Origin of the sequence: Kutzneria sp. NPDC051319 (assembly GCF_040682195.1) — a bacterium.
Taxonomy (GTDB): Bacteria; Actinomycetota; Actinomycetes; order Mycobacteriales; family Pseudonocardiaceae; genus Kutzneria.
In genome coordinates, this window is the sequence record NZ_JBFBAM010000024.1 from 101,846 (window position 1) to 119,797 (window position 17,952).

Sequence of the window (17,952 nt, forward strand, 5' to 3'; positions counted from 1 at the left end):
CCCCGCGGAGGTGTGCATGACCAGCACTGTTGGCCGAAGCGGCCCCACTCGTGGGGCCGCTTCGGCCGCTCATGGGCGGTTCGACCGGGCGCGCGCCGAGGCGGCCGTTCGCGAGCTGCTCATCGCCTGCGGCGAGGACCCCGAGCGCGACGGCCTTCGGGACACCCCGGCCCGGGTCGCCCGCTCCTACCGCGAGCTGTTCGCCGGCCTCTACACCGACCCGGAATCCGTCCTCGAGAAGACATTCGACGAAAGCCATGAGGAACTGGTTCTCGTCACGGATATCCCGATGTATTCCACCTGTGTGCCGAGCAAGCAGATCGTGAACACGGTCGGTGGCCGGAAGCAGGCTCGTGAAGTTCAGGTGGGCGACTACTTCTGGACGCTCGTCGACGGTCGAGTGGTGGACACCGAGGTCGTCCAGATCAGCTCGCACAAGACCCGCGACCTGGTTGAGGTGACGACCGAGAAGGGCCGTTTCCAGGTCACGCCCGATCATCCGCTCGCCACTCCCGATGGATGGCAGGAGGCCAAGGACGTCGCGGGCACCTTCATCGAATGGACGCCGCCGAAAAGCCTCACCAGGCATCGCTGGTATCCGCGGACCGGCTACGAGTTCGGCTATGTCATCGGCGTGGTCTGCTCCGACGGCACCGTCGGCGCGAACTACGTGTCGCTGGTGGTGAACGACATGGAGTTTGCCGACAAGTTCGTGAAGGCGCTCCACTACGCGTTCGACATCGATGCCGGCGCGGAGTTCGTCACGCGTCCGTCCGGTTATCTCGGCCGCGATGTGCCGGGCTGGCGGGTGCGTGTGGTGTCGTCCTATCTGGCCGACCTGATGCGTCAGTACGTCGGCGGCGACGCCCACCACATGCGCCAGAAGTTTCCCCGTGTCGTGCTCAACGACGAGGAGACGTTCCAAGGTTTCCTCGACGGCTACATCGACGGCGACGGCTGTCGGTCCAAGTCGGCGAAGGGCAGCACAGTGGTCAGTGCCAACGTGCCCTTCCTGGGCGAGTTCGCTGATGTCATCGGCGCACGCTTCACTCCCAAGACCGGTGTGGCGTCACATCTGTGGGTGGCCGACAGCTGGCTGTTGCGCCACGGGTTCCCGCAGGAGTCCCATCGGACCGACCTGGTCGAGTCGAAGTGGGTCAAGGTCGAGTCGGTCCGACCGCTGCGCGCGGAGGGTGCGAAGCCGTACACGGTGTACAGCTACAAATGTGAGCCACACCCGACATTCCTTATCGGCGGCCACCTGACGCATAATTGTGAGCATCATTTGGTGCCATTTCATGGGGTGGCGCATGTCGGTTACATTCCGAATGCGGATGGTCGGGTGACGGGATTGTCGAAGCTGGCGCGGCTGGTGGATCTGTATGCGCGGCGGCCGCAGGTGCAGGAGCGGTTGACCTCGCAGGTGGCGGACTCGCTGATGGCAAAGTTGAATCCGCGCGGGGCGATTGTGGTGGTCGAGGCGGAGCACCTGTGCATGGCGATGCGTGGGGTGCGAAAGCCGGGCACGCGGACGACGACGTCGGCGGTGCGGGGGATATTCAAGACTTCGGCGACCTCGCGGGCCGAGGCGATCGAACTGATCAAGGGACGTTAGGTGCACAGCCGGTTGCCGAATCCCGACCGCTGCGTCGTGATGGGTGTGGTGAACGTCACCGCCGACTCCTTCTCGGACGGCGGGCGGTATCTGCACACCGAGGATGCCGTGCGGCACGGCCTTGAGCTGTGGGAACGCGGCGCGGACCTGGTGGACGTGGGCGGCGAGTCGACGCGGCCGGGAGCCGACCGGGTGGACGCGGACGTGGAGATCGCCCGCGTGGTGCCGGTGATCGAGCAGCTGTCGGCCCAGGGCGTGCTGGTCAGCGTGGACACGACCCGGGCCGTGGTGGCGGACGCGGCCCTGGGCGCGGGCGCGGCGGTGGTCAACGACGTGTCGGGCGGCCTGGCCGACCCACAGATGGCCAAGGTGGTCGCGGCCATGGGAGCGCCGTGGATCCTGATGCACTGGCGGGGCCACAGCAAGAACATGACCGACCTGGCGACCTACCGGGACGTGGTGGCCGAGGTACGCGACGAGCTGTCGGCACGGGTGGACGCGGCGCTGGCGGCCGGGGTATCGGCCGACGCGCTGGTGTTGGACCCGGGGCTGGGCTTCGCCAAGCGGCGTGAGCACGACTGGGCCCTGCTGCACGGCCTGGACCAGTTGTTGGGCATGGGTTTCCCACTGCTGGTCGGGGCGTCCCGCAAACGCTTTCTCGGTGCGCTGCTGGCCGACGCCGACGGCACTCCGAGGCCGCCTGACGGCCGTGAGGTGGCGACGACGACGATCACCGCACTGGCCGCGGCGGCGGGCGTGTGGGGCGTGCGGGTGCACGATGTCGGCCGGTCGATGGACGCGGCGCTGGTGGTGCGGGCCTGGCAGAGGGGGAGCGGCGAATGAGCGAACTTGCGAGCGAATCATTCAGCGCAGTGCGTCCGCGAATGGGGACATCGAGCGCCAGCGAGGTGCAGCAGTGAGCGACCGGATCACGTTGACCGGGCTGCGGGTGCGTGGCTATCACGGTGTGTTCGAGCACGAGAAGCGCGACGGGCAGGACTTCCTGATCGACGTGACGGTGTGGATGGACCTGACGGCCGCGGCGGCGAGCGACGACCTGACCCAGACGATGCACTACGGCGAGTTGGCGGAGCGGGTGGCGGCGATCGTGGCCGGCGATCCGCGGGATCTCATCGAGACGGTCGCGGGCGACATCGCCGACGAGGTGTTGATGGACGAGCGGGTGCGCGAGGTCGAGGTGACGGTGCACAAACCGTCGGCGCCGATTCCGCTGTCCTTCCAGGACGTTGCGGTCACGGTGCGCCGGGGCCGCTCGTGACACGGGCGGTGCTGTCGCTGGGTTCCAACCTGGGGGACCGGTTCGCGTTGCTCCAGGGCGCCGTGACGGGCCTGCGCGAGCACCTCCAGGCCGTGTCCCCGATCTACGAGACGGCGGCGTGGGGCGTGGAGGATCAGCCCGACTTCCTGAACGCGGTCGTCATCGTCGAGGCCGACGAGCTCGACGAGTGGGGCTGGCTGCGGTTGGGGCAGCGGCTGGAGAACGAGGCCGGTCGGGTCCGGACGAAGCACTGGGGTCCGCGCACGCTTGATGTCGATGTGGTCACTGTGGACGGTGTGACTTCTGGGCATCCCGAGTTGGTGTTGCCCCATCCGGGCACTCCCGAGCGGGCCACGGTGCTGATTCCCTGGCTGGACATCGAGCCCGGCGCGGTGCTGGCCGGACACGGCCCGATCAAGGACGTGATGGCCGGGTTGAGCGCCGACGGGGTGCGCCGCCGGGACGATCTCCGGCTGGAGTGGTGATGAAGTTCACGAGAATCCGAGACCTGTTCGGCATAGCGCTGGTGGCGGCCCTGCTGACGGCGATCGTGCTGCGGCTGGCCTACGCGGACCTGCCGACGCTGCCGCGGCTGGCCGGCGTGACCTTCGGCGTGCTGGCGGTCGTCGAGGCGATCCTGGCCTGGCAGCTGCGCATCCGGATCACCGGCAAGCCGGGGGCCCGGCCGGTGCAGCCGCTGACCGCCGCGCGGGCGGTCGCGTTGGCCAAGGCGTCGTCGCTGGTGGGCGCGTTCATGGCCGGGGTGTGGGCCGGCGTGGTGGTCACGGTCCTGCCATTGGTGGCGGTGTCCCCGGCGGCGGGTGCGGACCAGACGACCGCGTTCATCGGACTGGTCGGTTCGGCCGCGCTGGTTGCCGCCGCTTTGTGGTTGGAGCACTGCTGCAGGACGCCGGATCCTCCGCAGCAGGATGACAACGTCGGCCTCCGTTGAGGGGCCAATCGGGTCCGGGTAGGTCTCGTTCGGGTAACTGACCGGTACCGTAGAGCCCATGACCGGCCGCAGCGGCTTGACCGAAGGCGAGCGCGGTGACAGTCGTGGATACGGTCGGCTACTCCTGGTAGCGGTTCTCGTCCTGGCCATCGCCGCGACCGCCGTCCTCGTGCTGAGCAACGACGCGAGGTTCTTGCGCCTCGGCGTCCTTGCGGCGCTGTGGGCCGCCCTGGTGGGCGCGTTCCTGGCGGTGAAGTACCGCCGAGAGGCCGCCGCCAGCGAGGACGAGGTCGCCGACCTGCAGGCCGTCTACGAGCTGGAGCTGGAGCGCGAGGTCGCGGCCCGCCGCGAGTACGAGCTGGAGATCGAGGCCGAGACCCGCCGCCGGGTCGAGGAGGAGTCCCGCGAGGACCTGGACGCGCTGCGCGGCGAGCTGCGTGCGCTGCGGGAGAACCTTGAGGCGTTGCTGGGCGGCGAGGTCCTGGTCGAGCGGGTGGCGCTGCGCGCGGAGTCGACGCGGATGCGGTCGCTGTCCGACCAGTCGCGGCTGCTGGCCGTGGGCGAGGACCGGATCATCGCCAAGGAGGACCGCAAGCCGATCACCGTCGGCTCGGTCCGCAAGGAGACGCCGTCGGACAAGTCGGTGCTGCCGACCGAGCTGATCGAGCGCATCCCGCACGAGCCGATGCGGGCCAAGGAGCAGGCCCCGCGTCGGCCCGAGCCGAGCCGTCCGGAACCCACGCGCCAGCCGGTGCGAAGCAACGCCCAGACCGACGCGCTGAGCCGGTCCAGCGGGCAGCGGCGGGAGCCACAGCGCCCGGCGCAGCCGGCCACCCAGTACGTGAACCGCCCGGCCGCCGCCAAGGCCGCCGAGTCCAGGCCGGCCGAGCGCCGTCCCGAGTCGCGGCCGCCGGCGGAGACCCGCCAGCCCGAGCCGCGCAAGCCGGAGACCCGCCCGGGCGTGCCCAACGTCGTCGGCATGCGCGTGCAGCCGTCGCAGGCGTTGTCCCAGCCCCAGGTTTCCCAGTCGATGGCCCAGCCGGTGCCGCCGTCCATGTCGCAGCCCATGCGGGCGCCGGAGGCGCGGGAACCGCGCCGCCCCGAGCCGCAGCAGCAGCGCTCGCAGGCGGCCCCGAGGCCGCCCGAGCCGGCCGCGGCGACGATGGCCATGCGGCTCAACCCCGAGACGGCGAAGGCCGCCGTCCGGCAGCCCGAGCAGCAGCGCCCCGCCGTGGATCCGTCCGGCCGCCGCCGTCGCCCCGAGGCCGCCAACGAGGCCACGGCGATGTCCCCTCGGCCGTCCGTGGCCGAGAGCTCCGGCCGTCGGCGCCGTCCCGAGCCTCAGATGCAGCAGCAGCCCGTGTCCGCGACCCCGCCGCCGCCCGCGGTGGACGGTCCGGTGTGGGATCCGGAGCTTGGCGACTGGGTGCCGGACTCGCTGGAGCTGCCCATCCCCGTGCGCACCGCCCCGGTTCCCACGCCCGGTCCGGCCCCGACCGCACCGCCGCCGCCCGTGACGCCCCCGGTCGTCGACACGGGCGCCCACGCCGCCGGCAAGTCCGTCAGCGAGCTCCTGGCCTCGCTGGGCCAGGAAGAGCCGCGCGGCCGTCGCCGTCGCCGTTCGGACGATTAAGTCATTTGTCGATATCGCCGACCACCACGGCGAAAGACCCGAGCACCGCGGGCAGGTCGGCGATCGCCGTTCCCGGCAGCAGGGCGGACAGCGCCTGCACGTTGTTGAACGACGGGGTGCGCAGTTTGAGCCGCCACGGGGTCTTTTCGCCGCGTGAAGCCAGATGCACGCCGGAAATGCCCAGCGGGGCCTCGGTCCACACGTAGACGGAGCCCTCGGGCGCCTTCACGGCCTTGGGCAGTCGCAGGTTCACCGGCCCGGACGGCAGGTCGTCGAGGATCCCGGCGATCAGCCGCAGCGACAGCTCGATCTCGCCGACCACGCAGGCCACCCGGGCCAGGGCGTCGCCGTCGGTGCCGAGAACCGGCTGGAAGTCCTGGTACGCCAGGTGTTCGCCGTCGCGGCGAAGATCCATGTCGAGGCCGCTGGCCCGGCCGGTCGGCCCGGTGACACCCAGCGCCAGCGCGGCCTCCCGCGTCAGAACGCCCAGGCCGGCGTGCCGTGCGCGGAAGGTCTCATCGTCCACAGTGGATGAACGAATGGCCGGCAGCAGCGACTCCAGCGACGCAAGCAGCACCCGTAGGTTCGGGATCCAGGTGGCCGGCATGTCCTCGCGCAGGCCACCGATCCGGTTGGCCATGAAGTGGATCCGCCCGCCGGAGGCCTGCTCCATCACCGCCTGCACGGCCTCGCGACCGCGCAGCGCAGCGGTGGTGCCGGGAGTGGGCTCGCCGGTCAGCGCACGGGTCAGCGGGGCGAGGAACACCAGGTGCGCCAGCATCCGGTTCAGCTCGCACAGGACCATGCGCAGCCGCACCGCCCGTGGCGGCACGTCCATGCCGGTCATGCGCTCCACGGCCAGCGCGACGGTGAGCTCGTTGCAGAAGGCGGCCAGCCAGTCGTGCCGGTTGGCCAGGGTGAGCACCTGCCGGTAGTCGCGGACCTCGAACAGCTTCTCCGCGCCGCGGTGCAGGTGCCCGACCAGCGGCTCGGCCTCGGTGACGACGTTGTCGTCGACCATAAGCCGCAGCCGGTACGCGCCGTGCGCCGACGGGTGCAGCGGGCCGAGGTCGATGACGTGGTCGACGCCGAGGTACGTGGCGCCCGCGCCGACGCCGACGGTGATCTGCACGGGTCTCATGCTCGCACGAGGCTGATCGGCGCCGATCGGGGACAGAGCAGCCAGTGGAAGCCGCCCAGCCCGGCGGGATCGCGCAGCTCGGCGACCCGTCCGGCCCGGGCCGACGCCGCCAGCCAACCGAGCGGATCCGCCGCCGCCAGTCCGGCGGCCGGCTGATCACCGAGGATTCCCAGAGCTGCCAACGCTTCCCGTTGCGTCAGCAGCTCACCGGGGCATACCGCCGCCAGGGAGTCGAAGGCGACGTGGGCGGTGATGTCGCAGGTGCCGTCCGGCACCGGCGGCACCTGCCGTCCGGACCGGTAGCCGGTCAGCGATCCCAGGAAGGGCCGTGAGCCGGCGAAATGTCCATAGTCCACGGCCAAGGCGGCCCCCGCGACCACCCGTGACACCAGGTCCGCCCAGGCGGCATCCCGCCCCGACCCGATCTCCGCCCGCTGCCCCTCGCCCGACAGCGGCCACCACTCGTCCAGCCAGGGCGAGAACACCGGATCGCCCAACGATTCCGTGCCGTCGGCACCCACGTGGACCTCGCGGACCATCTGCCCGTGCAGCTGCACGACCCGGCAGGGCAGAGAATCCAGCCACTCGTGGGCGATGACCAAGCCCGTCACCTGATCGGGCAGTTCCGACGACCACTCGACACCCGCCGGCACAACCGGCTCCGTCAGCTCCACCGCCCGCACGCGCAGCCGCCCGCCGAACCGCCCGGAGCGCGCGAAGACCTGCGCCGCCAGCTCGCCGCCGCCGGCCCCGACATCCACGAAATCCAGCGGATTCGGCCGGTCCAGGGCCATGTCCACCCGGTGCAGCAGCTCGACCACCGCCTCGGCCAGCTCCGGCCCGACCAAGGGCGAGGTGCGGAAGTGGTCGGCCGGGCGCGACCCGCGGGCGAAGAAGCCCGTAGGTCCGTAGAGGGCTGCCCGCCAAGCCGAATGCCAGTCGGGGAGTGCCATCACGTCAACCTCATGGCCCTATGGTTCATCCCCGTGACGACAGCAGCGCCACGGACCCGGACCGTGTTGGCCCCGGTGGTCGGACTGATCGCCCTCGGCCTGGCCGCACTCATTCTGCTCGGACTCGGCGTGGGCAAGGTGGGCCCGCTCGGAGTGGCCGTCGGCGCGGCCGGCGCGCTGCTGCCGGTCGGCCCGGTCATCGCCGCGTTCCTGTGGCTCGACCGATGGGAACCCGAGCCGGCGAAGCTGCTCTGGGTGGCTTTCCTGTGGGGCGCCTGCGGGGCGACGATCTGCTCGCTGCTGCTCAACAGCACCGCCGAGGCCTTGGGCGACATCGTGCTCGGGCACGGCGGCGGCCACACCCTCGCGGCCGTGGCCACCGCGCCGGTCGCCGAGGAGGCGGCCAAGGGCATCTTCCTGGTCGGGCTGTTGGTGTGGCGGCGGCAGGAGTTCGACGGCCTGGTCGACGGCATCGTCTACGCGGGCTTTGTCGCCACCGGCTTCGCCTTCACCGAGAACATCGAGTACTTCGGGCTGGCCTTCGTGAAGTACGGCTTCGGCGGCGCCACCGGCGGCGTGATCGGGGCCTTCGTGCTGCGCGGTGTGCTCGCCCCGTTCACGCATCCGCTGTTCACCGGCATGACCGGCATCGGCATCGGCATCGCGGCCCGCACCCGCAGCAGCAAGGTCCGGGTGATCGCGCCGCTGGTCGGCTACATCTGCGCGGTGCTGCTGCACTCGCTGTGGAACTCCTCGGCCACGCTGGGCGGCGCGAACACGTTCCTCATCGTGTACTTCCTCGTGATACTGCCGATTCTGGCCGCGACGGTGGCGGTGGTGGTCTGGCAACGACGGCGTGAGCAGCGGGTGGTGGCCGCGCAGCTGCCAGGCATGGCCGCCGCGGGCTGGATCGCCGACAGCGAGGTGTCGCTGCTGGCCAGCCTGACCGGGCGTCGAGGTTGGCGGGCGGCCGTGCGCAAGCGGGCCGGCAGCCAGGCGGCCAAGGCCGTGTCCGAATACCAGACCGCCGCGACGGAACTGGCGTTTCTGCGGGACGCCGTCGAGCACGGCACCGCCGGCCCCGAGTCCGACGACCGGCAGCGCCGGCTGCTGGCGACGATGCTCGCGGCCCGGCAGGTGGCGGTGAACGCCCCGGACGCCATGCGGGCCACCCGAAATCACCTGGACGGGCGTGAGAACGGCACGGATGGGCTGCGCGCATGACCGACCCGGCCTCAGCCGCGTCGGCGGCACCCGTGAAACTAGTCACGGCCGGGAAGCTGAATCGTCAACTGCGGTTAGCCTCGTCCGGTCCGGTACCCGGCGTCTGATCGGGCCTGGAACAGCCACAAGGGAGCTCCTGTCATGACCCGCCCCGCCCGACTCGCGGTGGGCGTGGTGTCCGCCGGCAGGGTCGGTTCGGTGCTCGGCGCCGCGCTGGCCCGGGCGGGCCACGTCGTCGTAGCGGCGTCCGCCGTGTCCAAGGCGTCGGTGCGCCGGGCGGAGGAGCTGTTGCCGGACGTGCCGCTGCTGCCGCCGGACGAAGTCGCGTCGCGGTCGGACCTGGTGCTGCTGGCCGTGCCGGACGACGCCCTCGGCGGCCTCGTTCGCGGTCTGGTGGCGACGGGTTCGCTGCGTGCCGGCCAGATCGTGGTGCACACCTCCGGGGCGCACGGCGTCGACGTTCTTCGACCGGCGGCCGACGTCGGTGTGCTGCCGCTGGCGCTGCACCCGGCGATGACCTTCACCGGTCGCCCCGAGGACCTGCACCGCGTGGTGTCGTGCTGCGTCGGCGTGACGGCGAACCAGGACGACCTGGCCGGCTGGAACGTCGGCGAGGCGCTGGTGGTGGAGATGGGCGCGGAGCCGGTGCGGGTGCCCGAGGCGGTCCGCCCGCTCTATCACGCGGCGCTGACCCACGGCGCCAACCACCTGGCCACGTTGGTCACCGAATGCGTGGACCTGTTGCGCAACGCGGGCATCGAGCCGGCAGAGCGGGTGATCAGCCCGCTGCTGTCGGCGGCGTTGGACAACGCGCTGCGACACGGGGACCGCGCCCTGACCGGCCCGGTCGCCCGCGGCGACGTCGGGACGGTCCGCAAGCACGTCACCGTGCTGCGCGAGGCCTCGCCCGACACCGTGCAGGCCTACCTGGCGCTGGCCCGCCGCACCGCGCACCGGGCCGCCGAGGCCGGCGTGCTGCGGGCGGATGCCGTGCCCGAGATCCTTTCCGTGCTCGACGAGGAGACTGAAAGATGAACCTGACCCGGACCGACTACGCGCCCGGGCAGCTGACCGTGCACTCCAGCCCGGAGAAGCTGGGCCGGGTCACCAGGGCGCTGCGGGTCGCCGGCCGCAAGGTCGTGCTGGTGCCGACCATGGGCGCGCTGCACGAGGGCCACCTGGAGCTGATCCGCAGGGCCAAGCGGTTCGCTGGCACCGTCGTGGTGGTGTCGATCTTCGTGAACCCGCTGCAGTTCGGGGCGGGCGAGGACATCGACCGCTACCCGCGACCGCTGGAGGACGACCTGGCGAAGCTGCGCGCCGAGGGCGTGGAGCTGGCGTTCACCCCGGGCGTCGAGGACATCTACCCGGAGACGCCGCAGATCACCGTGCACGCCGGGCCGCTCGGCGACGAGCTGGAGGGCGAGGTCCGCCACGGCCACTTCGCCGGCGTGCTCACGGTGGTGGCCAAGCTGTTCAACATCGTCCGGCCGGACATGGCGTTCTTCGGGGAGAAGGACTACCAGCAGCTGACGCTGATCCGCCGGATGGTCCGCGAGCTGCACTTCGACGTGCGGGTCGTGGGCGTGCCGATCATCAGGGAGGCCGACGGACTGGCCCTGTCCTCACGCAACGTCTACCTGTCCAAGGAACAGCGCGAGGCCGCGGTGGCCCTGTCGGCCGCGCTCGCGGCGGGCCGGCACGCCGGCTTCGACGGCGCGGAGGCCGCGCTGAAGGCCGCCGGCGACGTGCTGGCCGCCCAAGACGGCGTGGACGTGTTCTACCTGGAGCTGCGTTCGCCCGACCTCGGCCCCGCGCCGGCGACCGGGGACGCGCGGCTGCTGGTCGCCGCCAAGGTCGGGACCACCCGGCTGATCGACAACGCCTCGGTGCAGCTCGGCGCCGTGGTCGCGAACCAGTAAGAGGGGGCGGACATGTTCCGTACGATGCTGAAGTCCAAGATCCACAGAGCCACCGTCACCCAGGCCGACCTGAACTACGTCGGCTCGGTGACCATCGACGAGGACCTGATGCAGGCGGCCGACCTGCTGCCCGGCGAGCAGGTCGCGATCGTCGACATCACCAACGGCGCCCGCCTGGAGACCTACGTCATCCCCGGCGAGCGGGGCAGCGGCGTGATCGGCATCAACGGCGCCGCCGCGCACTTGGTGCACCCCGGCGACCTCGTCATCCTCATCTCGTACGGCGTGATGGACGAGATCGAGTCCATCGCCTACCGGCCGAAGATCGTGTTCGTCGACGCCGACAACCGGATCCTCGACCGCGGCGACGATCCCGCGCACGCGCCGTTCGGCTCCGGCCTGCGCTCCGGCGGCGAGACGCACCCCGAGACCTCCGACGCGGCCCGCCTGGACGCGCTGCTGCAGGCGGAGGCGTAACCACCCGTGCTGCTGTGCGTGGACATCGGCAACACCAACATCTCCCTCGGCCTGTACCGGGGCGATGAGCTGGTGCACGACTGGCGGATGCGCACCGACGCACGGATGACCGCCGACGAGCTGGCGCTGGGCATGCGAGGCATGCTCGGCGCCTTCGCCGACCAGGTGACCGGGGTGTCGGCCCTGTCGACCGTGCCCGCGGTGCTGCGGGAGCTGCGGGTCATGCTCGGCCGCTACTACGGCGACGTGCCGCGGATCGTGGTGCAGCCCGGGGTACGGACCGGCGTGCCGCTGCTGGTCGACAACCCCAAGGAGGTGGGCGGCGACCGACTGGTGAACACGATGGCCGCTCACCATCTGTACGGAACCGCCTGTGTGGTCGCCGATTTCGGCACCGTCACCAACATCGACGTGTCCACCGCCAAGGGCGAGTTCCTCGGCGGCGCGTTCCTGGCCGGGGTGGAGATCTCCGCCGAGGCCCTGGCCGTCAGCGGCGCCCAGCTGCGCAAGGTGGAGGTGGCCCGTCCCCGCTCGGTGATCGGCCGCACCACCGTGGAGTGCCTGCAATCGGGGCTGCTGTACGGCTACGCCGGCCAGGTCGACGGCCTGGTCCGGCGGATGACCCGCGAGCTGGCGGCGGCCGGCGCCGGGCCGGTCAACGTGATCGGCACCGGCGGCCTGGCCCCGGTGATCGTGCCCGAGTCGGAGACGATCCAGCACCACGTGCCCGAGTTGACCTTGCTCGGGCTGCGCCTGGTTTACGAGCGCAACGCCTCGTAACCCCTATTTCTGCCACATGCGCTTCCTATGTGGCATCTAGCGCCACATGGGAAGCGCATGTGGCATCAAAGCCGGATGGTGCGGAGCACCTCGGTTCGTAGCGGGTAGTCGAACTCGCCGTCGGCGGTCTGCGGCTGCGACTTCAGGTACGCCAGCATCGCGTCCAGGGTCTGCGAGCGCTCCGGCTCGGCCATGGTCAGGAACAGCGAGTGCGTGCTGGCCGTGGCGACCAGCGACTCCGCGGTCCGTCGCTGGGAGTGCCGGAACTCGCCGTGCGCCAGCTCGCCGAACGGCCCCAGCTCCACCGGCAGGTCGATGCCCCGCTTGTTCTGCCGGTTGTCGGTCGAGGAGTGGATGCGGTCGAGGTTCCGCACCCAGTCGATGCTCAGGTCGTCGTCGTTCCACAGCCCGGCCAGCACGCCGCCGGGCCGCAGCACGCGGCCAATCTCCGGCAGCGCCTTCTCGTGGTCGAACCAGTGCAGGGCCTGCCCGACCAGCACCGCGTCCACGGAGGCGTCCGGCAGCGGGATCTGCTCGGCGGTGCCGGACATCGCCGTGACCTCCGGCAGCAGCGCCGCCAGCTCGCCCCGCATCGCGTCGTCCGGCTCGACGGCGACGACCTCCAGGCCGAGTCCGGTGATCACCGCGGTCAGCTTTCCCGTGCCGGCGGCCAGATCCAGCACCCTCGGCCGGTCCGCGGTCACGGGTTCGAGCGCCCAGCGGACCGCGTCGACGGGATAGTCGGGGCGGTGTTCCGCGTAGTCGGCCGCCCGGCTGCCGAACGAGGACGCCCGCCTGGAGATCAACTCATCGCGTGCCATGGCCTCGAAGTTATCCGGTTCGTGGTAACGGCGGGTGAGTCCGTAACCTTGTGAGCCGTGACCGAACACAACCCTTCCCATTCCGCCACGGACGACGACCTCCCCGAGCAGCTCCGCATCCGCCGGGAGAAGCGTGAGCGGATGCTGGAACGGGGGGTGTCGCCCTATCCGGTCGAGCTGCCGCGCACCCACACGCTGCGCGAGGTCCGTGAATCGCACACGGATCTGGCCCCGGACACCGCGACCGGCGACATCGTCGGCGTCACCGGCCGTGTCATGTTCATCCGCAACACCGGCAAGCTGTGCTTCGCCACGTTGCGTGAGGGCGACGGAACCGAACTCCAGGCGATGCTGAGCCTCGCGCAGGTCGGCGAAGAGGCCCTTTCCAACTGGAAGTCCACGGTCGACCTGGGCGATCACGTATTTGTTCACGGTGAGGTCATCACCTCCCGCCGTGGCGAACTCTCGGTGATGGCCGACGAGTGGCGGATGGCGGCCAAGTCCGTTCGCCCGCTGCCGGTGGCGCACAAGGAGCTGGCCGAGGAAACGCGCATTCGGCAGCGTTACGTCGACCTGATCCTGCGGCCGCAGGCGATGGAGACCGTCCGCACAAGGGCGGGCGTTGTGCGATCGCTGCGGGAATCGTTCCACGGCCGGGGTTTCCTCGAAGTCGAGACGCCGATGCTGCAAACGTTGCAGGGCGGCGCCACCGCCCGTCCGTTCGTCACGCACTCGAACGCGCTCGGCATTGACCTGTTCCTGCGGATCGCGCCGGAGCTTTACCTCAAGCGCTGTGTGGTCGGCGGTATCGAGAAGGTCTTCGAGATCAACAGGAACTTCCGGAACGAGGGATCCGACTCCTCGCACTCGCCGGAGTTCGCGATGCTCGAGTTCTACCAGGCTTATGGCACCTACGACTCGATGGCCGTGCTGACCAGGCAGCTCATCCAGGAGGCGGCCCAGGCCGTGCTGGGCACCCAGGTCGTGACGCTGGCCGAGGGCGGCGAGTACGACCTGTCCGGCGAGTGGACCACGCTGACCATGTACGAGTCGCTGTCCGAGGCGCTGGACTCGGAGGTCACCCCGCAGACCCCGGCCGAGCTGCTGCGCAAGCACGCCGACGCGCGTGGGCTGGAGGTGGATCCGAAGCTCGGGCACGGAAAGCTCGTCGAAGAACTGTGGGAGCACCTGGTCGGCGACCACCTGCACGAGCCGACATTCGTGCGCGATTTCCCGGTGGAGACCTCGCCGCTGACCCGCGAGCACCGGGATACGCCGGGACTGGCCGAGAAGTGGGACCTCTACGTCCGCGGATTCGAGCTGGCCACCGGTTACTCCGAGCTGGTCGATCCCGTGGTCGAGCGGGAGCGGCTGGTGGCCCAGGCGCGGCTGGCCGCGGCCGGCGACGCCGAGGCGATGCCGGTGGATGAGGACTTTCTGCGTTCGTTGGAGTACGGAATGCCACCGAGCGGTGGTGTCGGAATGGGCATCGATCGGCTGCTGATGGCGCTCACCGGTCTCGGTATCCGGGAGACGATCCTGTTCCCACTCGTGCGACCCGAATGAGGTGTTTCGGCGGCTGCCATTGACGGGGCGCGTTAGATATGCGCTAATCTGTCCTCAAGGCAGATTTCCGGGCAGCCGCCGATACCGTTTCCGCGGCGTACTTGGTGTAGGAGGCCGCTCATGGCGCAGAAGGTGACTGTCGCCCTGATCGACGACCTTGACGGGTCCGAGGCCAGTGAGACTCTCGAGTTCGCTCTCGATGGCGTGGCGTACCAGATCGATCTTTCCGCGGGCAATGCGAACAAGTTGCGCGACGGATTGGCGTCATTCGTCGCATCGGCCCGCCGTTCCGGTGGCCGCAAGCGTGTCGCCGGCCGTCCACTCGGCGGTGTGAGCAAGGCGCGTCCCGCCGCCGCGGACCGCGAGCAGAACCAGGCCATTCGGGAATGGGCCCGCAAGCAGGGCATGAAGGTCTCCGACCGCGGCCGCATCCCGGCCGAGGTGCTGGACGCCTACCACCAGCAGGCCTGAGCGCCGAGCTTTCTGCCGAGGGGCCGTCCGCGAGGGTGGCCCCTCGAGTTGTCCACAGGCCCGCCCAACTCCAAGATCCACACCCCGTTCCGTTGGTAAAATGGGCCGGGGGACAGCCCCCTGGGTTGGGTGGGCCGTACTCCTTCCTCCTCGTGACTGCGGTTAGGCTAACCAAAGTTGGAGAGGAGGGCTGGTGGGCGCACTCGCGCGGCGACGTCGTCGCCGCATCGTCGGGCTCCTCGTCCTGGTCGGGCTGGCCGTGGTGGCGGGCCTGGCCAGCATCGCGATCGGCTCCAAGCCCATCGGCCTCGACGGCGTCTGGCACGGCCTGGTCGCGCCGACCGGCACCGAGAACGACATCGTCATCCGCTCGCTACGCATCCCGCGGACCGAGCTGGCGGTGCTGGCCGGCATCGCGCTGGGCGTGGCGGGCTCGCTGATCCAGGGCCACACCCGCAACCCGCTGGCCGACCCGGGCCTGCTGGGCGTCACCAGCGGCGCGGCCTTCGCCGTGGTGGTGGGCATCTTCGCGTTCGGCATGACCAGCCTGTACAGCTACGTCTGGCTGGCCTTCCTCGGCGCGGTCGTCACCACCGGCCTGGTGTTCCTGCTGGGCAGCGCCGGCCGGGGCGGCCCGACACCGCTGACGTTGGCGCTGGCCGGGGCGGCGGTGAGCGCGCTGATGGTCGGCCTGATCTCAGCCATGGCCGTGATCGACCAGCAGAGCCTGGAGGCGTTCCGGTTCTGGCGGGTCGGCGCGGTCGCCGGCCGCGACCCGGTGGTCATCGGGCAGGTGCTGCCGTTCCTGGCCGTGGGCCTGGTCCTGGCGCTGGCCAACGCCCCCGGCCTGAACGCGCTGTCGCTGGGCGAGGACGTGGCCCGCTCCATCGGCCAGCACGTGACGCGGACCCGGCTGCTCGGCATCGTCGCGATCACGCTGCTCACCGGCGGCGCGGTCGCCGCGTGCGGGCCGATCGGCTTTGTCGGGCTGGTGGTGCCGCACGTGGCCCGGTTCATCACGGGACCGGACCACCGCTGGCTGCTGCCCTACTCGGGGCTGATCGGCGCGGTGCTGCTGCTGGTCGCCGACATCATCGGACGGGTGATCGCCTGGCCGAGCGAACTCCAGGTGGGCATCGTGCTGGCGTTGATCGGGGCGCCGGTGTTCGTGGGCATCGTGCGGCGCAAGCGGATGGTGCGTCTGTGACGGCGTTGCAGGGCCTGCGGCTCGGTCCGGTCGGGCTGCGGTTCCGGCTGCGGCCGCTGGTGGTGCCGCTGGTGGCCCTGGCCATAACGGTTTTGGTGGTGGCACTGAACATCCGCCTCGGCGACTTCCCGATGACCGTCGGCGACGTGCTGCGCGTGCTGTTCGGCGGCGGCGACGCGGCGGAGCAGTACATCGTCTTCGACCTGCGGCTGCCGCGGACGCTGACCGGCCTGCTGATCGGGGCCGCGTTCGGCGTGTCCGGCGCGATCACGCAGGCGATCTCCCGCAACCCGCTGGCCAGCCCCGACGTCCTCGGCGTCACGCCCGGCGCCTCGGCCGGGGCGGTCGGTGTGATCGTGCTGGCCAGCACCTACGGCGGCGCGGCCACCATCGCCGCCGCGATCGGCCTGCCGGTGGCGGCGCTGATCGGCGGCCTGCTGTCGGCCGCCCTGGTCTACGTCCTGGCGTGGCGGCGGGGCGTCGACGGCTACCGGCTGGTGCTGGTCGGCATCGGCGTGCAGGCCTTCATGCTCAACCTCACGTACTGGCTGCTCACCATCGGCGACATCAGCCAGGCCGGGCAGGCGCTGGTGTGGATCACCGGCAGCCTCAACGGCCGCAGCTGGTCCGACCTGGTGCCGGTGGCCGTCGGGCTGGCCGTGTTTCTGCCGTTGTCGCTGGTCGGGGCGCACGTGCTCGGGGCGCTCCAGTTCGACGACGACACCGTGCGCAATCTCGGCGCCCGGGTGGAGCTGAGCCGGTTCGCGCTGATCCTGATCGCGGTCATCCTGGCCGCCATCGCGACGGCGGCGGCCGGTCCGGTGTTCTTCGTCGCCCTGGCCACGCCGCAGATCGCCCAGCGGCTCGCCGGCACGGCCCGGCCGCCGCTGGTGGCCTCGGCGGTCATCGGGGCGCTGCTGGTCAGCGTCTCCGATCTGATCGCCCGCACGGCGTTCGGCATCGAGCTGCCGGTCGGTGTCGTCACGGCCGTGCTCGGCGCGCCCTACCTGATGTTCCTGATCATTCGGAAGCGCCGGGAGGTGCGGGCGTGACGCCACGACTGCGGGCCGAGTCGCTTCAGCTCGGCTACGGCGACTCGCTGGTCGTCGATGGGCTGGACCTGGACGTCGTCGGCGGCACGGTGACCGCCGTGATCGGGCCCAACGGCTGTGGAAAGTCCACGCTGCTGAGGGCCATGGGACGGCTGCTGACGCCGCGAGGCGGGCAGGTGCTGTTGGACGGCAAGCGGATCGACAAGATGCCGACTCGCGAGGTTGCCAAGCTGCTCGGCGTTCTGCCGCAGTCGCCGCAGGCCCCCGAGGGGCTGACCGTCGCCGATCTCGTCGCCCGCGGCCGGCACCCGCACCAGGCCTGGTACCGGCAGTGGTCCTCGGACGACCACGCCGCCATCGACGAGGCGCTGGCCATGACCGACATGACCGAGTTCGCCGACCGGACCCTCGACCAGCTCTCCGGCGGCCAGCGGCAGCGGGCGTGGATCTCTATGGCGCTGGCCCAGGGCACCGAGCTGCTGCTGCTCGACGAGCCCACCACGTACCTCGACCTGGCCCACCAGGTCGACGTGTTGGACCTGGTGCAGCGCCTGCACAGTGAGCTCGGCCGGACCGTCGTGATGGTGCTGCACGACCTCAACCTCGCCGCCCGCTACGCCGACCGGCTCGTCGCCCTGCGGGCCGGCAAGGTCGTCGCCCAGGGCCGTCCGCACGAGGTGCTGACCGAGGACCTGCTCCGCGACGTCTTCGACCTGGAAGCCAAGGTCATCGACGACCCCGTCGCCGGCACACCCCTGGTCGTGCCCATCGGCACCCGCCACCGCGCCTGAGACGCCACATGCGCTTCCCATGTGGAATCACAGGCCACATGGGACCCGCACGTGGGTGGCTCGCCGAC

At 70.8% G+C, this 17,952-nt stretch carries 18 protein-coding genes and 2 pseudogenes; 17 read left to right on the forward strand and 3 right to left on the reverse strand.

What is annotated here, in order from left to right; all coding sequences use genetic code 11:
• Positions 1 to 16: 16 nt before the first annotated feature.
• From AB0M73_RS24310 to AB0M73_RS24340, 7 genes and pseudogenes are all read left to right on the forward strand, one after another.
• Positions 17 to 304: pseudogene (locus AB0M73_RS24310) on the forward strand (GTP cyclohydrolase I); the annotation flags it as partial.
• A 969-nt stretch (positions 305 to 1,273) separates the two neighbouring features.
• Positions 1,274 to 1,615, forward strand: a pseudogene (folE, locus tag AB0M73_RS24315) (GTP cyclohydrolase I); the annotation flags it as partial.
• Between the two features lie 39 nt (positions 1,616 to 1,654).
• Positions 1,655 to 2,458 carry a dihydropteroate synthase gene (gene folP, locus AB0M73_RS24320; protein ID WP_363894362.1) on the forward strand — a complete coding sequence of 268 codons (804 nt, stop codon included), beginning with the start codon at positions 1,655 to 1,657 and terminating at the stop codon, positions 2,456 to 2,458.
• A 73-nt stretch (positions 2,459 to 2,531) separates the two neighbouring features.
• Positions 2,532 to 2,894 (forward strand): dihydroneopterin aldolase, encoded by a 363-nt coding sequence (gene folB / locus AB0M73_RS24325; RefSeq protein WP_043719949.1) that lies wholly within the window; start codon positions 2,532 to 2,534, stop codon positions 2,892 to 2,894.
• Entirely contained in the window at positions 2,891 to 3,379 is a 489-nt protein-coding gene (gene folK / locus AB0M73_RS24330; RefSeq protein ID WP_363894317.1) for a 2-amino-4-hydroxy-6-hydroxymethyldihydropteridine diphosphokinase, read from the forward strand. Before folB ends, folK begins: the two co-directional genes overlap by 4 nt.
• Positions 3,379 to 3,846 carry a DUF3180 domain-containing protein gene (locus AB0M73_RS24335; protein WP_363894320.1) on the forward strand — a complete coding sequence of 156 codons (468 nt, stop codon included), beginning with the start codon at positions 3,379 to 3,381 and terminating at the stop codon, positions 3,844 to 3,846. The genes folK and AB0M73_RS24335 overlap by 1 nt, the downstream gene beginning before the upstream one ends.
• A gap of 58 nt (positions 3,847 to 3,904) precedes the next feature.
• Positions 3,905 to 5,479 carry a DUF6779 domain-containing protein gene (locus AB0M73_RS24340; RefSeq protein ID WP_363894323.1) on the forward strand — a complete coding sequence of 525 codons (1,575 nt, stop codon included), beginning with the start codon at positions 3,905 to 3,907 and terminating at the stop codon, positions 5,477 to 5,479.
• A 1-nt stretch (position 5,480) separates the two neighbouring features.
• On the opposite strand, the gene AB0M73_RS24345 is transcribed toward AB0M73_RS24340, so the two are convergent.
• Complete coding sequence (locus AB0M73_RS24345; RefSeq protein ID WP_363894326.1) at positions 5,481 to 6,620, reverse strand: NADH-quinone oxidoreductase subunit D; 1,140 nt, start codon at positions 6,618 to 6,620, stop codon at positions 5,481 to 5,483.
• Positions 6,617 to 7,573 carry an SAM-dependent methyltransferase gene (locus AB0M73_RS24350; RefSeq protein ID WP_363894329.1) on the reverse strand — a complete coding sequence of 319 codons (957 nt, stop codon included), beginning with the start codon at positions 7,571 to 7,573 and terminating at the stop codon, positions 6,617 to 6,619. Before AB0M73_RS24350 ends, AB0M73_RS24345 begins: the two co-directional genes overlap by 4 nt.
• Before the next feature lie 63 nt (positions 7,574 to 7,636).
• On the opposite strand from AB0M73_RS24350, the gene AB0M73_RS24355 reads away from it, so the two are divergent.
• From AB0M73_RS24355 to AB0M73_RS24375, 5 genes are all read left to right on the forward strand, one after another.
• Positions 7,637 to 8,797: a PrsW family intramembrane metalloprotease gene (locus tag AB0M73_RS24355; protein WP_052395364.1), complete on the forward strand. Its 1,161-nt coding sequence runs from the start codon at positions 7,637 to 7,639 to the stop codon at positions 8,795 to 8,797.
• Between the two features lie 141 nt (positions 8,798 to 8,938).
• Positions 8,939 to 9,832, forward strand: coding sequence for a DUF2520 domain-containing protein (locus tag AB0M73_RS24360; protein WP_043719940.1), 894 nt, complete (start codon positions 8,939 to 8,941; stop codon positions 9,830 to 9,832).
• Positions 9,829 to 10,719: a pantoate--beta-alanine ligase gene (gene panC / locus AB0M73_RS24365; protein ID WP_043719938.1), complete on the forward strand. Its 891-nt coding sequence runs from the start codon at positions 9,829 to 9,831 to the stop codon at positions 10,717 to 10,719. The genes AB0M73_RS24360 and panC overlap by 4 nt, the downstream gene beginning before the upstream one ends.
• A 12-nt stretch (positions 10,720 to 10,731) precedes the next feature.
• Positions 10,732 to 11,196 carry an aspartate 1-decarboxylase gene (panD, locus tag AB0M73_RS24370; RefSeq protein WP_363894334.1) on the forward strand — a complete coding sequence of 155 codons (465 nt, stop codon included), beginning with the start codon at positions 10,732 to 10,734 and terminating at the stop codon, positions 11,194 to 11,196.
• A gap of 6 nt (positions 11,197 to 11,202) precedes the next feature.
• On the forward strand, positions 11,203 to 11,976 hold the full coding sequence (locus tag AB0M73_RS24375) for a type III pantothenate kinase (protein ID WP_043719932.1): 774 nt from the start codon (positions 11,203 to 11,205) through the stop codon (positions 11,974 to 11,976).
• 65 nt (positions 11,977 to 12,041) lie between these two features.
• Here the strand turns inward: AB0M73_RS24375 and AB0M73_RS24380 are convergent, their stop codons facing one another.
• Entirely contained in the window at positions 12,042 to 12,797 is a 756-nt protein-coding gene (locus tag AB0M73_RS24380; RefSeq protein ID WP_363894338.1) for a class I SAM-dependent methyltransferase, read from the reverse strand.
• A 57-nt stretch (positions 12,798 to 12,854) separates the two neighbouring features.
• Between AB0M73_RS24380 and lysS the strand changes: the two genes are divergently transcribed.
• From lysS to AB0M73_RS24405, 5 genes are all read left to right on the forward strand, one after another.
• On the forward strand, positions 12,855 to 14,363 hold the full coding sequence (lysS, locus tag AB0M73_RS24385; protein WP_363894341.1) for a lysine--tRNA ligase: 1,509 nt from the start codon (positions 12,855 to 12,857) through the stop codon (positions 14,361 to 14,363).
• A gap of 120 nt (positions 14,364 to 14,483) precedes the next feature.
• Entirely contained in the window at positions 14,484 to 14,834 is a 351-nt protein-coding gene (locus AB0M73_RS24390; protein ID WP_043719927.1) for an Lsr2 family protein, read from the forward strand.
• A gap of 193 nt (positions 14,835 to 15,027) precedes the next feature.
• On the forward strand, positions 15,028 to 16,041 hold the full coding sequence (locus AB0M73_RS24395) for an iron ABC transporter permease (RefSeq protein ID WP_363894345.1): 1,014 nt from the start codon (positions 15,028 to 15,030) through the stop codon (positions 16,039 to 16,041).
• Positions 16,038 to 17,093: an iron chelate uptake ABC transporter family permease subunit gene (locus AB0M73_RS24400; protein WP_363894348.1), complete on the forward strand. Its 1,056-nt coding sequence runs from the start codon at positions 16,038 to 16,040 to the stop codon at positions 17,091 to 17,093. Before AB0M73_RS24395 ends, AB0M73_RS24400 begins: the two co-directional genes overlap by 4 nt.
• Entirely contained in the window at positions 17,090 to 17,884 is a 795-nt protein-coding gene (locus AB0M73_RS24405) for an ABC transporter ATP-binding protein (protein WP_363894351.1), read from the forward strand. The genes AB0M73_RS24400 and AB0M73_RS24405 overlap by 4 nt, the downstream gene beginning before the upstream one ends.
• The last annotated feature ends 68 nt before the right edge of the window (positions 17,885 to 17,952 follow it).

What these genes read in the sequence shown, in the direction of transcription:
- folP (WP_363894362.1), top strand. Translation starts at nt 1,655, where the DNA reads ATGGGTGTGGTGAACGTCACCGCCGACTCCTTCTCGGACGGCGGGCGG.
- AB0M73_RS24335 (WP_363894320.1), top strand. Translation starts at nt 3,379, where the DNA reads ATGAAGTTCACGAGAATCCGAGACCTGTTCGGCATAGCGCTGGTGGCG.
- AB0M73_RS24340 (WP_363894323.1), top strand. Translation starts at nt 3,905, where the DNA reads ATGACCGGCCGCAGCGGCTTGACCGAAGGCGAGCGCGGTGACAGTCGT.
- AB0M73_RS24345 (WP_363894326.1), bottom strand. Translation starts at nt 6,620, where the DNA reads ATGAGACCCGTGCAGATCACCGTCGGCGTCGGCGCGGGCGCCACGTAC.
- AB0M73_RS24350 (WP_363894329.1), bottom strand. Translation starts at nt 7,573, where the DNA reads ATGGCACTCCCCGACTGGCATTCGGCTTGGCGGGCAGCCCTCTACGGA.
- AB0M73_RS24360 (WP_043719940.1), top strand. Translation starts at nt 8,939, where the DNA reads ATGACCCGCCCCGCCCGACTCGCGGTGGGCGTGGTGTCCGCCGGCAGG.
- panC (WP_043719938.1), top strand. Translation starts at nt 9,829, where the DNA reads ATGAACCTGACCCGGACCGACTACGCGCCCGGGCAGCTGACCGTGCAC.
- panD (WP_363894334.1), top strand. Translation starts at nt 10,732, where the DNA reads ATGTTCCGTACGATGCTGAAGTCCAAGATCCACAGAGCCACCGTCACC.
- AB0M73_RS24380 (WP_363894338.1), bottom strand. Translation starts at nt 12,797, where the DNA reads ATGGCACGCGATGAGTTGATCTCCAGGCGGGCGTCCTCGTTCGGCAGC.
- AB0M73_RS24390 (WP_043719927.1), top strand. Translation starts at nt 14,484, where the DNA reads ATGGCGCAGAAGGTGACTGTCGCCCTGATCGACGACCTTGACGGGTCC.